The sequence below is a fragment of the Shewanella basaltis genome, from assembly GCF_023283885.1.
Lineage (GTDB): Bacteria > Pseudomonadota > Gammaproteobacteria > Enterobacterales > Shewanellaceae > Shewanella > Shewanella basaltis.
This window is the reverse complement of sequence record NZ_JAKILA010000001.1, coordinates 149,501-162,393: the sequence shown is the minus strand read 5'-3', so window position 1 is coordinate 162,393 and position 12,893 is coordinate 149,501. Positions and strand designations below refer to the sequence as shown.

General features: G+C 44.2%; 14 protein-coding genes. 11 read left to right on the top strand and 3 right to left on the bottom strand.

The window, feature by feature from the left end; genetic code table 11:
• The first annotated feature begins 84 nt into the window (after positions 1–84).
• From L2703_RS00735 to L2703_RS00725, 3 genes are all read left to right on the top strand, one after another.
• Positions 85–801, top strand: coding sequence for a hypothetical protein (locus L2703_RS00735; protein ID WP_248969239.1), 717 nt, complete (start codon positions 85–87; stop codon positions 799–801).
• A gap of 21 nt (positions 802–822) precedes the next feature.
• Positions 823–2,271: a tetratricopeptide repeat protein gene (locus tag L2703_RS00730; protein WP_248969238.1), complete on the top strand. Its 1,449-nt coding sequence runs from the start codon at positions 823–825 to the stop codon at positions 2,269–2,271.
• A 213-nt stretch (positions 2,272–2,484) separates the two neighbouring features.
• Positions 2,485–2,697, top strand: coding sequence for a hypothetical protein (locus L2703_RS00725; RefSeq protein WP_248969237.1), 213 nt, complete (start codon positions 2,485–2,487; stop codon positions 2,695–2,697).
• 216 nt (positions 2,698–2,913) lie between these two features.
• Here L2703_RS00725 and L2703_RS00720 read toward each other — a convergent pair whose 3' ends face one another.
• The 3 genes from L2703_RS00720 to L2703_RS00710 all read right to left on the bottom strand — a co-directional run bounded on the left by L2703_RS00720 (position 2,914) and on the right by L2703_RS00710 (position 4,858).
• Positions 2,914–3,246, bottom strand: a complete 333-nt coding sequence (locus tag L2703_RS00720) for a hypothetical protein (RefSeq protein WP_248969236.1) — start codon at positions 3,244–3,246, stop codon at positions 2,914–2,916.
• A gap of 209 nt (positions 3,247–3,455) precedes the next feature.
• On the bottom strand, positions 3,456–3,764 hold the full coding sequence (locus L2703_RS00715; RefSeq protein WP_248969235.1) for a hypothetical protein: 309 nt from the start codon (positions 3,762–3,764) through the stop codon (positions 3,456–3,458).
• A gap of 107 nt (positions 3,765–3,871) precedes the next feature.
• Positions 3,872–4,858, bottom strand: coding sequence for a LysR family transcriptional regulator (locus L2703_RS00710; protein ID WP_248969234.1), 987 nt, complete (start codon positions 4,856–4,858; stop codon positions 3,872–3,874).
• Between the two features lie 126 nt (positions 4,859–4,984).
• On the opposite strand from L2703_RS00710, the gene L2703_RS00705 reads away from it, so the two are divergent.
• The 8 genes from L2703_RS00705 to L2703_RS00670 all read left to right on the top strand — a co-directional run bounded on the left by L2703_RS00705 (position 4,985) and on the right by L2703_RS00670 (position 12,886).
• A complete protein-coding gene (locus tag L2703_RS00705) occupies positions 4,985–6,190 on the top strand; it encodes a multidrug effflux MFS transporter (protein WP_248969233.1) in 1,206 nt (401 codons plus the stop codon).
• A gap of 129 nt (positions 6,191–6,319) precedes the next feature.
• Entirely contained in the window at positions 6,320–6,931 is a 612-nt protein-coding gene (locus tag L2703_RS00700) for a tRNA-uridine aminocarboxypropyltransferase (protein WP_248969232.1), read from the top strand.
• Positions 6,932–6,940: 9 nt separating this feature from the next.
• Positions 6,941–7,321: a hypothetical protein gene (locus L2703_RS00695; protein WP_248969231.1), complete on the top strand. Its 381-nt coding sequence runs from the start codon at positions 6,941–6,943 to the stop codon at positions 7,319–7,321.
• A 32-nt stretch (positions 7,322–7,353) separates the two neighbouring features.
• Complete coding sequence (locus tag L2703_RS00690; protein ID WP_248969230.1) at positions 7,354–7,986, top strand: class I SAM-dependent methyltransferase; 633 nt, start codon at positions 7,354–7,356, stop codon at positions 7,984–7,986.
• Positions 7,987–8,109: 123 nt separating this feature from the next.
• A complete protein-coding gene (locus tag L2703_RS00685) occupies positions 8,110–9,417 on the top strand; it encodes an amidohydrolase (RefSeq protein WP_248969229.1) in 1,308 nt (435 codons plus the stop codon).
• 36 nt (positions 9,418–9,453) lie between these two features.
• The gene (locus L2703_RS00680) at positions 9,454–10,782 is read left to right on the top strand and encodes a M16 family metallopeptidase (protein ID WP_248969228.1); all 1,329 of its coding nucleotides are present in this window, start codon (positions 9,454–9,456) and stop codon (positions 10,780–10,782) included.
• Positions 10,779–12,227, top strand: a complete 1,449-nt coding sequence (locus tag L2703_RS00675) for a M16 family metallopeptidase (RefSeq protein ID WP_248969227.1) — start codon at positions 10,779–10,781, stop codon at positions 12,225–12,227. The genes L2703_RS00680 and L2703_RS00675 overlap by 4 nt, the downstream gene beginning before the upstream one ends.
• A gap of 131 nt (positions 12,228–12,358) precedes the next feature.
• Positions 12,359–12,886 carry a hypothetical protein gene (locus L2703_RS00670; protein WP_248969226.1) on the top strand — a complete coding sequence of 176 codons (528 nt, stop codon included), beginning with the start codon at positions 12,359–12,361 and terminating at the stop codon, positions 12,884–12,886.
• Positions 12,887–12,893 lie beyond the last annotated feature (7 nt).

The window sequence follows — 12,893 nt, the reverse complement described above, 5'->3', positions numbered from 1 at the left end:
TTTAGCCATTTCACTTGTGCAAATTGACGCTTTTTTGGGTATCCTAAGCGCCATATTTATTGTTAATCGATTATTGGAATTTACATGTCATTGTTTGCTATTTTGACTGAAGCATTAAACTTTTTTCGAAACCACATTCGTCAGTTGGCAGCACTGACTTTACCTCTGCTATTGATCCAAGTTGCTGTACAACTCTGGCTTGGCAATGAAATGTTAACTGCCGATCCTGAAAACCCGCAATTTGGTGTGTCTCATGCCGCGGTGATGATGTTGCTATTATTAGTTTTTTCGGTGTTGATAGCCGCACTAACGTTATTTTTAGAACTGCGCTCGCAAGGTCATGAGTTATTACCTGGCCAAATTTTAAAAGCCAGCCTACCGTTTGTGCCACCACTATTACTGGCTGGCGTATTTTCTGGGTTAGCGATTCTTGCGCCAGTGATGATTTTTGCCGCATTTGGCCCGTTGTGGTTAATAGGATTAGTGGTGAGTTTGTATTTATTTGCCCGTCTAGCTTATGTCAATTTTATGGTGGTCGTTGAGCGTTTAACGCCATTAGAAGCGATTAAAAAGAGCTTTAGCTTTAGTGCAGGCTCAATTGCATTTAAAACCATTGCTGTATTGATGTTATATGTTCCTTTGTCATTATTTGCTGGTGTGTTTACTCAATTGGCAACGCAAGTTGGATACCCTTTACAGTTAATTGTTGAAACCCTATTCGCGTTTATTGGCTTATTTGTCAATATTGCTTTGTTTAGATTGTATATGGTAAATCGTCAGCCTATTGATTTAGAAAAATAACCAGTAAACAAGGAGAAACCATTGTTAAATGATAGTGCGTTTATTGATGGTTTCTCTAAACTGTTAAGTGAAGATTATCGCTTAGCAAAAAGTTATGTTCGAGACATTCCCACTCAAGCGTTAGTGTATATCCGCAGTTTTACTCATAAATTAACGAGTGAATTAGGCGCGTTGCAAGGGCTCACATTTACCAGCCCTAATTTATATGATCGCATTGAACAATTACACAGCGCAAAGTTAATTGAGCCGCCTGCAGTGCGGGTATTGCATCGTTTACGAAGTGACGGTAACCGTGGCGCCCATCCTGAAAAATATCACTTAACCCAAGCGCAATTGGTCACAGTAGCAGAGAAGTCGATTGAGCATATTTTACGTTTGGTCGACAAACTCTACCCATTAGTGCACCAACAGCTTGCACCTGACTATATTTTTGAACCTTTTGATTCATTTGCCGGTCGTGATTTGTGTTACCGCGCGGTGATGAATAATGACGCACAAGCACAGTATTTAGTTGGGATGTCGTTAAAAGCCAAAGGTTTAATGTTACAAGAACAAGAGCAAGCATTAGCTCGCACTAGGGCAGATGTGCCAGCAGAAAATCAGCAGCCAGCCAAGGGAGAGTTCAGTACAGCGGCACAGGCATTTGCTCAGGCGGGTTATTGGTTTGAGTTAGCTTCAGTAGAGCACCAAGCTGCAGTGTTCGAGCATGGTGTGAGTTTATTACACGGCTATCGTGGGCAGCCTAATCCTGATAAGGCCGAGCAACTTATTGCACAGGCTGCAGAAAAAGGCATAGTAGATGCGCAAGCATTATTGGGCTTTTTTTATCTTGTTGGTAGCCACAGGTTTGCAGTTGATATGATGCAAGCTGAGCGCTTATTAACGCTGGCAGCTAATGCTGAACACGCTGAGGCGATGTCGAATCTTGGTGTGTTGTATTATCAAACACAGCAGTTTGAACATGCTTTTGTGTGGATTAATAAAGCGGCGCAAGCGGGTTACCCCAATGCCCAATATCATTTAGCCTTGATGTTGGCGGATGGCCTGGGCTGTATAGCTGACTTGGCCGCCAGTGAGCAATGGATGCTTGAGGCGGCAGAGCAAGGGCAAATTGATGCCATGTTGCATTGTGGTAGCCGTATTTTGCATGACGACAATGCTAGCCAATCACAGCGCGTTAATGCTGAATTCTATCTGCATCAAGCGATAAAATATGGTCACAATGTGACTGCAATGATAGAGCTTAGTGTGGCGTTAGCCGACGGTATTTTGGGGCGTATTGATGTGGTACAAGCGGCGTATTTACTGACTTTAGCTAAGGCTCACGGAAATGATCAACATTTAGAAGTGATTGAACCATTATGGCAGTCGCTAGCAATGCAAATCGACAATGTTATCGGACTTAATCCAAGTGACGATGAAATGATTGCGTTGCAACAAGCCAAGATGCTACTGACTTCATTAAATTAACCTGAGCTCGGGATAAGGGATGAACTTATACTATTTAAAATCAACATGTTACCCATTTTTACTTTCAAGCTTGTCATTTGTTCTGCTAACAAGGCGAATTGACGCGTCAATAGCTAGCCTATTGTAAGTCGATTCAACGCAGTGAGCAGGGCAAAGGACTGTTTGAAAGGCATTTATTATCCCGAGATCAGGTTAAATTAAGGTGTGATGACCATGAAAAGTGCAGACCCTCGCGAAAGCGGGTTAGTTAATTGGCTGTCTTTCTTTGTTGCCCTGTGTATTGCTCACAGTGTTTTTTGGTACTTAGCTATTGATGTTGAGATCGGCCTAAGTATTGAGTACATCGGAACGTTAGTTGTTAAAGGCAGCTTAATCGCATTGTTCTATTATTTATGCTTAAAAACCTGTTGTTGGTTGTATCGATAACCGCAGTCACGGGTTTTTAGCCCCGTAACAAGCATGGTTCTGCAGCCGTATTCGCTCAAAAAGCAAAGCCTCTGATTATGTCACAACCTTTTTCTTTAGCGCTTCGATAATGTATCACTTAGATAACTCTGCACTTTAATAAAATGGCACTTTGAACAATGGCACTTCGAAAGCCCTCAACACTGAAGCAAACAATCCATGAGCTTTTTTGCCGGGTTAATCTGCCTGGTGTTCGAATGTTCTACCTGTCCTTGAGCCCTGGCTTGTCCCTGAGTGCTTAAACATATCTGCATAAGGTGCAGCGGGTTCGCGTTGTACATTGGCGTAGTGTGGGTACGCACGTGCTTGTTCAGCTTGTTGACGACGCAGCATTTTTTTACCCAAAAATCGCAAGGTAAGAAAACTGATTAAGCCAAACAATAATAAAAACGGCAGTAAAGTAATGGCAACTAAAGTCATAGCAAACACCATGAGCAAAGCTAGAATGGGGTTCATGCTTGTCATGTGATGTTTAAAATGGGCACTGTTAAATGTTTGATTAACGTTCATGTTGGCTCCTCAATGCGGTTTACCTTGTGTCGGCGAGCGTGTTTATTCGCTCATCAATTGCACGACTCTACAGCGGCTCCGCGGCTGAAATAGGTATGATTGTTGAGCATGCAGTGTGCTATATCGAGACATAATATGTCACGTTAAACTGAGTTAATGTTTTAGGAAAGCAATAACGATGACAATGACTTTGGTAGAGGTACAGTGACTTAGTGGTTGATGGTTTTGTGATGCTGGCTGGGATTGGCTGAGCATTCTCTTTCAATATTTGGGTATTGTTGGTACCTGTCTTTATTTGGCATTGCAGTTGAACATACGCGTGATGCTGTACCTTGTTTTCCCAAATACTGACGGCTTAGTAATGTCATGCCAATAAAGCCGACCACTAAAAACAACAATATCAACGGCAGTAAAATTAGGCTACCAACAATGATCAGCAGGACGCTTAATAGGGCGGTTAGCGGGCGCATTTGGCGCAAGTGTTGAGTAATATGTCGTAAATTAAGTGAACTGAACATCGTGGTTCCTTTTTGGCAAACAAGTGTTGCTAATAGCGTATGTCATAAAGCTGACATTTTGAGTCTAGTTGGCCACAAAAGTTCACGTTTTGCTCGCGTTTTTATTGCTACAGTATTGGTGTTTGGGCAATGCGATTATTGGCTATGGCAATATCAACACTGCTAAAAATAATATTTCGCAGCCATTGGTGGCCTGGTTCTTGGTTGTTGCGCTCGTGCCATAAGAATACGTATGCCATTGGGATAAAATCGAAGGGAAGTGGGATTGACTCAAGGCCATAGAGTTTTTGTGCATGCAAAGCAAAACTTGACGGTAAAGTAAAAATGAGGTCAGTGTGGGCACATACACTAGCAGCACCGTAAAAGTCTGGCACTGTGGTTGACAAGTTGCGATGCAACCCTAAGTTAGCTAAGTGATAATCAAGCGCCCACCAGTCATTACCTTCACATCTTACCTGCACATGAGACATTGCTAAGTAGTGAGACTGCTCCCATTCTCCCGACTTGACAAGCGATAAAATAGGGTGGTTTTTGCGCACTAAGCACACTTGATGATCGTTAAACAGTGTTTGGTGTTCGATCCCTTCGGGGACGTGCTCAACTTTAAAGTCGCTTTGTGGGTGTATATCTCGACCTGCGATACCAAAATCGATTTGACCTTGCTGTAAGTCTTGCATCGATTTTTCTGTCCACACGTATGAGTCTAATTTTATGGCAGGTGCTTGTTGTAACAAAGGTCCGATAAAATAGGGGATTAATGTCTCGTAGGCACTTTCGACCATTGAAAATGTAAAATGACGCTGGCTACTTGCAGGATGGAATGTAGGCGGCTGAGTTAACTGATATAAATTTTGCAGTACCGGAGAGAGCTTTTGTCTGAGTGTTAAGGCATGGGCTGTGGGTTTTAATCCATGAGCGGTGCGTTGAAATAGTGGGTCATCTAATGTCTCGCGTAGGCGATTTAAACTTTTACTTACGGCAGATTGGCTAAGGTGCAAACGATGGGCCGCACGAGTGACGCTTTGCTCCTCAAGCAGCACCTGTAAGATAACGAGTAAGTTTAGGTCAACACGAGCTAGGTTATCTAGATTCATTAGATATTCTCAAATGGAAATTCACTTTGGATTTTATATCATTTCTGTTCATACCACCATTTGACTTATTATAGCGCTCCATTAAGGGTGACCTATGATCCGAACAATACCAAGAGAAAGAGAGTTATGCATCGTAACCTATTGCCAATATTGATGTTTATGGTTCTGCTAAGCCCGTTAGCTATCGATATCTATTTGCCATCAATGCCGACAATGGCATCAGAGTATGGTGTGTCTAACAGCGAAGTGCAGTCGACATTAGTGTTATTTTTATTTGCAATGGGAATTGGGCAGATATTAATTGGTCCGTTAGCTGACCGTTTTGGCCGCAGACCCGTCGCCTTGTTTGGTATTGTGTTATACGGCATTAGCAGTTTATTAGGTGCTTACGCCGTTGAATTTGAGTTACTGCAAATTGCTCGTGTATTTCAGGGGTTAGCTGCATGTTCTACCTCAATTGTGGTGTTTAGTGCCGTTCGCGATTGCTATGATCGTAAGCAAAGTGTGTCGATGTACAGTTACTTAAATGGGGCTATTTGTGTGGTACCTGCATTGGCACCAACCTTAGGTGGTTTATTAGCCTTGCAGTTTGGTTGGCGTTCAACCTTTATCTTTATGGCTATTTATGCGGTATTAGTGTTGTTTATCGTGGGTTTTCGTTTCCCAGAAACGCGCCCACTGAATACTGACAGTAAAGGTCCGCTATATCGCTGGGGACGCTACAAACCTGTGCTTGGCGATCCGCATTTTATGTTTTATGCCTCATGTTGCATGATCGCCATGGCTTCTATTTTATGTTACGTGTCTTATTCGCCTGTGTGGTTAATTGGCCATTTAGGTATGTCAGAGTTGATGTTTAGCGGCTTATTTGGGCTAAATGCATTGGTTAATGTCGCGGCCTGTTTTGCTGCACCAGTATTGATAAAACGCATTGGTAATCGTCCTGGTGTGGTTGTGGCGTTATCGCTAATGGTGCTTGCTGCTGTTGTTGAGGTTGCTCTGCAACTTGTTGGCCCAGATAAGGGAATTGCTGCGGGCATCGCCTTTATGGCTCCTATGATGTTGCTGTGTGTAGGCTTTGCAATTTTGCTAGGCCCTGCAACCAGTATGGCGTTATCGGCCTTTGGTGAACGCGCAGGGACTGCAACGGCAATGTTAGGCTGTATTCAAATGAGCGGCGCATCGATGTTAACCGCATTAATTCAACTAACAGACATACCCGCACCTTATGCCATTGCGATAGTGATGGGTGGTTTTTGTAGCGTGTTGCTCGCCATGATGGCAATGAACCGTTTAAGCCATTTACACCAAGAACAACTACAACACGATTAATTGCGCTTTAATTTTTCTATTAAGTTTTAGTATCACCTTTACCCGTTGAATGTTGACCACATTCTGCGGGTATTTTTTTATCGTAAAACATCGATATAATCCCAATATTATCAATTTTTGAGATGACTTTTGAAAAGAGAATATTGCTCTAATTGCCAATACCCACAGTCAGCTTGCATTTGTCATGCAGTAAAACCGACAACCGCGGTTACTGAGGTGATTATTATGCAGCATCCCTCTGAGGTGGAGCATGCTAAAAATACCGTTAGGTTACTCAAGCTGGCGTTGCCGCAAACCCAGATTTATGTCGGTGAAACCGCAGAGGATTTTGCTGAGTTGCAAGGGTATTTAGCTGCGCAAACTCGACCTGTGTTGATTGTGTACCCAAATGATCACAGCAACGCGGCGAGTGAGGTTGAAGCCGATAATAAAGCGATTATTGTGCTAATTGATGGCACCTGGCGTAAAGCGTACCGTATGTTGCAGCTCAACCCCTGGTTACTTAATTATCCGTCACTGCACCTTGAGTGTGACGATGAGTCGCAATATGTTATCCGCAAAGCCAAACGCAGTGACAGTTTATCTACCCTTGAGGCTGCGGCTTATACCTTAGCAAGCCTAGAGCCGAGCGCCGATATTGCGCCAATATTTGCAGTGTTTCACGCAATGGTGCACCATAAGTTAACCGCTATGCCTGCGGCAGTTCGTCAGCGCTATCATAGCGATAAGATTAAGGGATAGGACTCAACGATGAATACTCGCCTTGTTGGAACAGTTATTTTAATGTGTGCTGCCAGCCTGCTTACGGTCAATGCTTATGCGACAGACAAGCCGCATAAAAAAATGACTCTGGCAGAAAAGGGCGAGCAAGCGCGCATTGAGTCAGCCGAGCTTGAGCAAACTCAGTTGCAAAAAGCCCGTGATGCCGCCAATGCCACCGCGGAGCGTGAACAAAAAGTGTTAGCCAAACAAAAGGTAAATGATTGGGAAGCACAGCAGCTCGAAAAAGCGCGCGCCCAATCTGAGCAGCGCCTAAGCCGCGAGCAAAAATACTTACAGCAAGCGCAAGAAGCTGCGGCGCAAACCCGTAAAATCCCGAAAGAAACCAGCGACCCAGCGCAGTCTGAGTAGTACCATATTTGTCGTGTTTTGGAGTATTGTCTTTGTCGTCCTGCCCATTGTGTCACCAGCAAACCTTTGCTTTTCATCAAGATAAAAAACGTCAGTATGTACGTTGTCCGAGCTGTCATTTAGTGTCGGTACCCGCGCAGTTTTATTTAGATGCGACAGCTGAAAAAGCCCAATATGACTTACACGATAATGACTTTGCCGATACAGGTTACCAACGGTTTTTGTCACGAACCCTCACCCCATTACTTGCTCGCACCGGGCTTAATGCCAAAGGCTTAGATTTTGGCTGCGGCGAAGGTGCTGTGCTCAGTCAAATGGCTGCAGCGCAAGGGGTTAGTGTGGCAAATTATGATTTGTTTTATCATCCAGATACTGATGTGCTTAATCAGCGATATGATTTTGTGTGTTTAACCGAGGTAATAGAACACATTGCCGATGCCCATCAGTTAATAGAACGCTTAAGCCAACTGTTGTTACCCGGCGGCATTTTAGCCATTATGACCAAAAGAGTATTGAGTTTAGAGGCTTTTACTCATTGGCACTACAAAAGTGACCCAACCCATATTAACTTTTACTCAGTTGAGACCTTTGAATGGCTGGCGCAGCAACGGGGCTGGCAACTTGAAATCATCGACAATGACGTCGTTTTTTTACAGCTACCCTAGATGTGGATTGAGTATGTTAATAAATAGATACAATTGTCTGTAGGGTAAATCGGTAAAAGGGTTAACAAAAGGGGCGTTTCAGGGTAGTTTTGTTGCTCAAATAACAACAAAAATGGACCTTACATGCGCCTGACCTCCCTCGCTTTCATGCTTGCTAGTGTATTTACTTGCAGTGCTTACAGTTCATCTACCGTGGCCAGTGTGCCTACTGCCGCAGAATTAACCGCTCAAGTGGAGAGCAAAGTCATTGCCTGGCGCCGTGATTTACACCAACACCCTGAGCTATCAAATCGTGAATTTCGCACCAGTAAAGTCATTGAAAAACATCTTAAATCACTCGGGCTTGAGGTGCAGACCGGTATTGCACATACCGGTGTGGTGGCGATACTGAAAGGCGGCAAGCCAGGGCCATTAATAGGTTTACGCGCTGACATGGATGCATTGCCTGTGACCGAAGTGGTTGATTTACCGTTTGCCTCTAAAGCAACTGACACTTATCGTAATCAAACTGTCGGTGTGATGCATGCCTGCGGCCACGATACCCATGTGGCGATGTTGATGGGTGTGGCTGAAAACTTAGTGAAAGTAAAAGACAGCTTGGCCGGCGATGTGATGTTTATCTTCCAGCCGGCTGAAGAGGGCGCGCCAGAAGGTGAGCAAGGCGGCGCTGAGTTAATGCTTAAACAAGGCCTATTTGCTAAGCGCAAGCCTGAGCAAGTGTTTGGTATGCACGTTACCTCAAGCATGCCAACTGGGGTGATTGGTTTACGCTCTGGCCCAGCGATGGCGAGTGAAGATTCATTTAGTATTAAAGTCACCGGTAGGCAAACTCATGGCTCACGCCCTTGGGGTGGTGTCGATCCTATCGTGGCATCTGCGCAAATTATTAATAGCGTGCAAACCATTATTAGTCGTCAGGTGGATATTACTAAAGCACCTGCGGTAGTCAGCTTTGGTGCCATTAATGGTGGCATTCGCTCTAATATTATTCCTGACGAAGTTGAATTAATCGGTACCATTCGCACCTTCGATCAAGCCATGCGAGCCGATATAAAAGTTAAATTGGCTGAAATCGCATCTAATGCGGCTAAAACCCTTGGTGCCACCGCTACAACAGAAATTCAGCCGGGTTATCCGGTTACCGTAAATAACCCTGAGTTAGTCAGTAAAATGCGCCCGGTGATTGCCTCTGTGGTGGGGGACAATAAATTGATTGAACCGGGATTAATTACCGGCGCAGAAGACTTTTCTTACTATGCGTTAGAAACCCCTGGGATGTTTTTCTTTTTGGGAGTAACGCCAACAGACAAAGACCCAAGCCAGGTGGCGAGTAATCATTCGCCCGAATTTTATGTTGATGAAAGCGCGCTAAAAGTGGGCGTGCAAACCATGACTCAGGTTGCATTAACCGCACTGGGCGCGACACAATAACCCAAAATATTGGACAACAGCTCAAAGGAGCGAGATATGACACGCAAGTTAATTGCCTTGTTGATGACGCTTGGCGTATTAAGTACACCATCAGTGTCGGCTACACAAGCAGAAGATATTAATAGTTTTACCTTAGACAATGGCATGAAAATTATGGTACTTGAGGATAGCTCTATCCCTAATGCCAACATGTACATTTTTTGGAAAGTCGGTTCGCGCAACGAAGTGCCAGGCATAACGGGTATTTCGCACTTTTTTGAACACATGATGTTCAACGGCTCAAAAAAGTTTGGCCCTAAAATGTTCGACCGCACCATGGAAGCTGCTGGTGGCGCTAATAATGCCTATACCAGTGAAGACTTAACCGTGTATACCGATTGGTTTCCTGCCAGTGGTATTGAAACGATTTTTGATCTTGAATCAGACCGTATTGCCAACTTAGACATTAACCCTGAAATGGTTGAAAGTGAGCGTGGCGTTGTGCAATCAGAGCGCACAACCGGGCTTGAGAACTCTAACTGGCGCACCATTCAAGAAGCCCTTAAAAGTGTGGCGTTTTCAGCGCATCCTTATAGTTGGTCAGTTATTGGTTATGAGTCAGACATTGCCGCATGGACTCTGGAAGATTTACAGCAATACCACAAAACCTATTACGCACCTAACAATGCATTGGTGGTGATAGCCGGTGATGTAAAACTTGCTCAGGTAAAAGCCTTAGCTGAGCAATACTTTGCGCCTATTCCTGCCCAGGCACCGCCAAAAGCTGTGCGTACGGTTGAGCCTGAGCAAAAAGGTGAGCGCCGGGTATTTGTTAAAAAAGAATCGGTCAGTACCCCTAATGTAATGTTGGCTTATCACGTACCTGCCACTAGCCATGCAGACTACTATGCATTGGATTTATTAGCGTCAATGTTAAGCGAGGGCAATAGCTCGCGTTTTTATCAGGCGTTGGTTGATAAACAAGTGGCTGTGGCTGCTGACACCTATATGCCCATGTCATTTGACCCTAACCTATTTTATGTTTTAGGTGTTGCCAATCAAGGTGTCAGTGCTGACATCTTAGAGAAGGCGCTGATTGAGCAAATTAATCTTATTGCCAGTCAAGGCGTGACTCAGCAAGAGCTTGAAAAAGTGAAAAACATCAAGTTAATGGATTTTTATCGCACCATGGAAACCATTAACGGTAAAGCGAACACTCTAGGCACCTATGAGTTGTATTTTGGTGATTATACCAAGCTGTTTAATGCGCCAGAAGCCTATAACAAAGTGACTCCAGCTGACATTCAGCGCGTGGCACAAACCTATTTAATTAAAGCAAATCGCACTGTCGGTGTGCTCGCTGCGACTGAGGAGTCAGACAAATGAAAACCAGTACTCATTCAACAATGACTTTGTCGTTATCAGCCATAGCGTTAGCTTGTAGTTTAAGCCTGGCAGGTTGCGCTGCAACACCACACATCACCACAGAGCCCGTCGCGGCAGCGCCTAGTTTTGTGATGCCAAGTTATCAAAAAATCACCTTGGATAACGGGTTAACCGTTAACCTTATGGTGCAAAAAGAAGTGCCGCTAGTTACCCTCGATGCCGTAGTTCGGGCTGGTGCGGTTAACGACACGACATCAGGTTTAGCCTACTTAACTTCGCAAAGCTTAATGTTAGGTGCTGCGGGTCAATCTAAAGCCGATATTGAACAACAACTGGACTTTATTGGCGCGAGCGTGAACACCAATGCTGACGCAGAAGGCACTTACGTACGCGCAAACATGATGACCAAAGACATCGATACCGTGTTAGCCATTTTCAGTAATGTTATTCGCCAACCCGACTTTGACTCTGCCGAGTTTGATAAGCTTAAACAGCGCGAAGTTGTGGGGTTGTCGCAACAAAAAGAAAGTCCACGTGCTGTGATTAGCCGTTACTTTAACAAGTTGGTTTTTGGTCAGCACCCTTATGCCAATCCGGCTTCGGGTAGCAGTGAGTCAATCGCTACCATTAACGTTAATGAGCTGCGTGCATTTCATAAAGGTTATTATCAACCCAATAACATGACCATTAATGTGGTGGGGGATTTTGATGTTAATGGCATGAAAGCCAAGCTCAATAAAGCGTTTGGCGATTGGCAAGTGACCGAAACCGTGATGCAACCCGATCTTAGCCAAGACTTACCAACACTAACCAAGCCAAGAGTGTTGTTAGTCGACAAGCCTGACGCCATTGAAACCACATTTTTAATTGGTGGTGTTGGTATTCGATATGACAATCCTGATTATGTCGGGTTAACGGTAGTGAACACTATTTTAGGTGGCCGTTTTACCTCATGGTTAAATGATGAGTTACGTGTCAATGCAGGGTTAACCTATGGTGCTCGCTCAGGTTTTAGCCCTTATTCGCAGTCGGGGTTATTCCAAATTAGTACTTTTACTAAGTCATCGACAACCAAAGAAGCCATCGATTTAGCCTTGCTCACCTATTCGCGTTTATGGGAAAAGGGCATCGACCAGGCCACGTTAGACTCAGCCAAAGCGTATGTTAAAGGGCAGTTCCCGCCTCAGTACGAAACCAGTGGTCAGCTTGCTGGATTACTGTCTGACATGTATTTATATGGCATGAATGATGATTTTATTAACCAATTCCAGGCAAAAGTGGATGGCCTCACATTAGCTGAAACTCAACGCTTAGTGACGCAATATTTCCCACAGCAAAACCTGCAGTTTGTGTTAATTGGTAATGCTGCGGAAATTGCTGATATTGCCACACAATACGGTGAAGTGACTCAGGTGAATATTACCGATACCGGTTTTGGTCAGTAAAATAATTGACCTCAATATGAGGTAATCAATAAACTTCAAATGGCTCACTGGTTTTTAGTGGGCCATTTTTTTATCTTGAAGTTAGGTTACACTGCCATGCTAATGTAGATGGGTATTAGTAAGGGATTATGATGAAAAAACGCCTGTTGTTATTACTGGGAGTATTGTGTGTTATCCAGTCTTTGAGTGCGTTTGCTGATAAGGTTGTACTGGCTGAGTTATGCCCGTTATTGGTGGGTGAATGGCAAGGATCTGCAGCTAATCCTTCATTAGACCCAATGGCCGTGACGACCTCAGTGATGTGCTCGGCCGATCAACGTAATTTATACATTAGTGTCAGCCGTGGAAGCCGGTTTTCAAATAGCGAAACTTGGTGGTTTAGGCAGCAACAAGATAAAGTGTTATTGCTGTATGGTAATGGGGTTACTGCTGATGTAACCCAGCAGCTGACCCTGTATCGGCAGTCAGGCAGTTATTCATTTTTAGGGAAAGGGGAGATTAATCAGCGCCCGGCATTAGTGCAATTGCAATTTGACCCGATCAAGGCCACAGCAGACAAGCCACAAGGTGGTTGGCAATGGCAACAAAGTGCTCATTATCTTGATGATGATAGTGAGCAATATCAAGTAGTAAGAGCGCTAAGTTTATATCCGCAGTAACACGGGA

Coding starts and splice junctions, on each gene's coding strand:
- L2703_RS00735 (WP_248969239.1), top strand. CDS start 85: ATGTCATTGTTTGCTATTTTGACTGAAGCATTAAACTTTTTTCGAAAC.
- L2703_RS00725 (WP_248969237.1), top strand. CDS start 2,485: ATGAAAAGTGCAGACCCTCGCGAAAGCGGGTTAGTTAATTGGCTGTCT.
- L2703_RS00720 (WP_248969236.1), bottom strand. CDS start 3,246: ATGAACGTTAATCAAACATTTAACAGTGCCCATTTTAAACATCACATG.
- L2703_RS00715 (WP_248969235.1), bottom strand. CDS start 3,764: ATGTTCAGTTCACTTAATTTACGACATATTACTCAACACTTGCGCCAA.
- L2703_RS00710 (WP_248969234.1), bottom strand. CDS start 4,858: ATGAATCTAGATAACCTAGCTCGTGTTGACCTAAACTTACTCGTTATC.
- L2703_RS00705 (WP_248969233.1), top strand. CDS start 4,985: ATGCATCGTAACCTATTGCCAATATTGATGTTTATGGTTCTGCTAAGC.
- L2703_RS00695 (WP_248969231.1), top strand. CDS start 6,941: ATGAATACTCGCCTTGTTGGAACAGTTATTTTAATGTGTGCTGCCAGC.
- L2703_RS00685 (WP_248969229.1), top strand. CDS start 8,110: ATGCGCCTGACCTCCCTCGCTTTCATGCTTGCTAGTGTATTTACTTGC.
- L2703_RS00680 (WP_248969228.1), top strand. CDS start 9,454: ATGACACGCAAGTTAATTGCCTTGTTGATGACGCTTGGCGTATTAAGT.
- L2703_RS00675 (WP_248969227.1), top strand. CDS start 10,779: ATGAAAACCAGTACTCATTCAACAATGACTTTGTCGTTATCAGCCATA.
- L2703_RS00670 (WP_248969226.1), top strand. CDS start 12,359: ATGAAAAAACGCCTGTTGTTATTACTGGGAGTATTGTGTGTTATCCAG.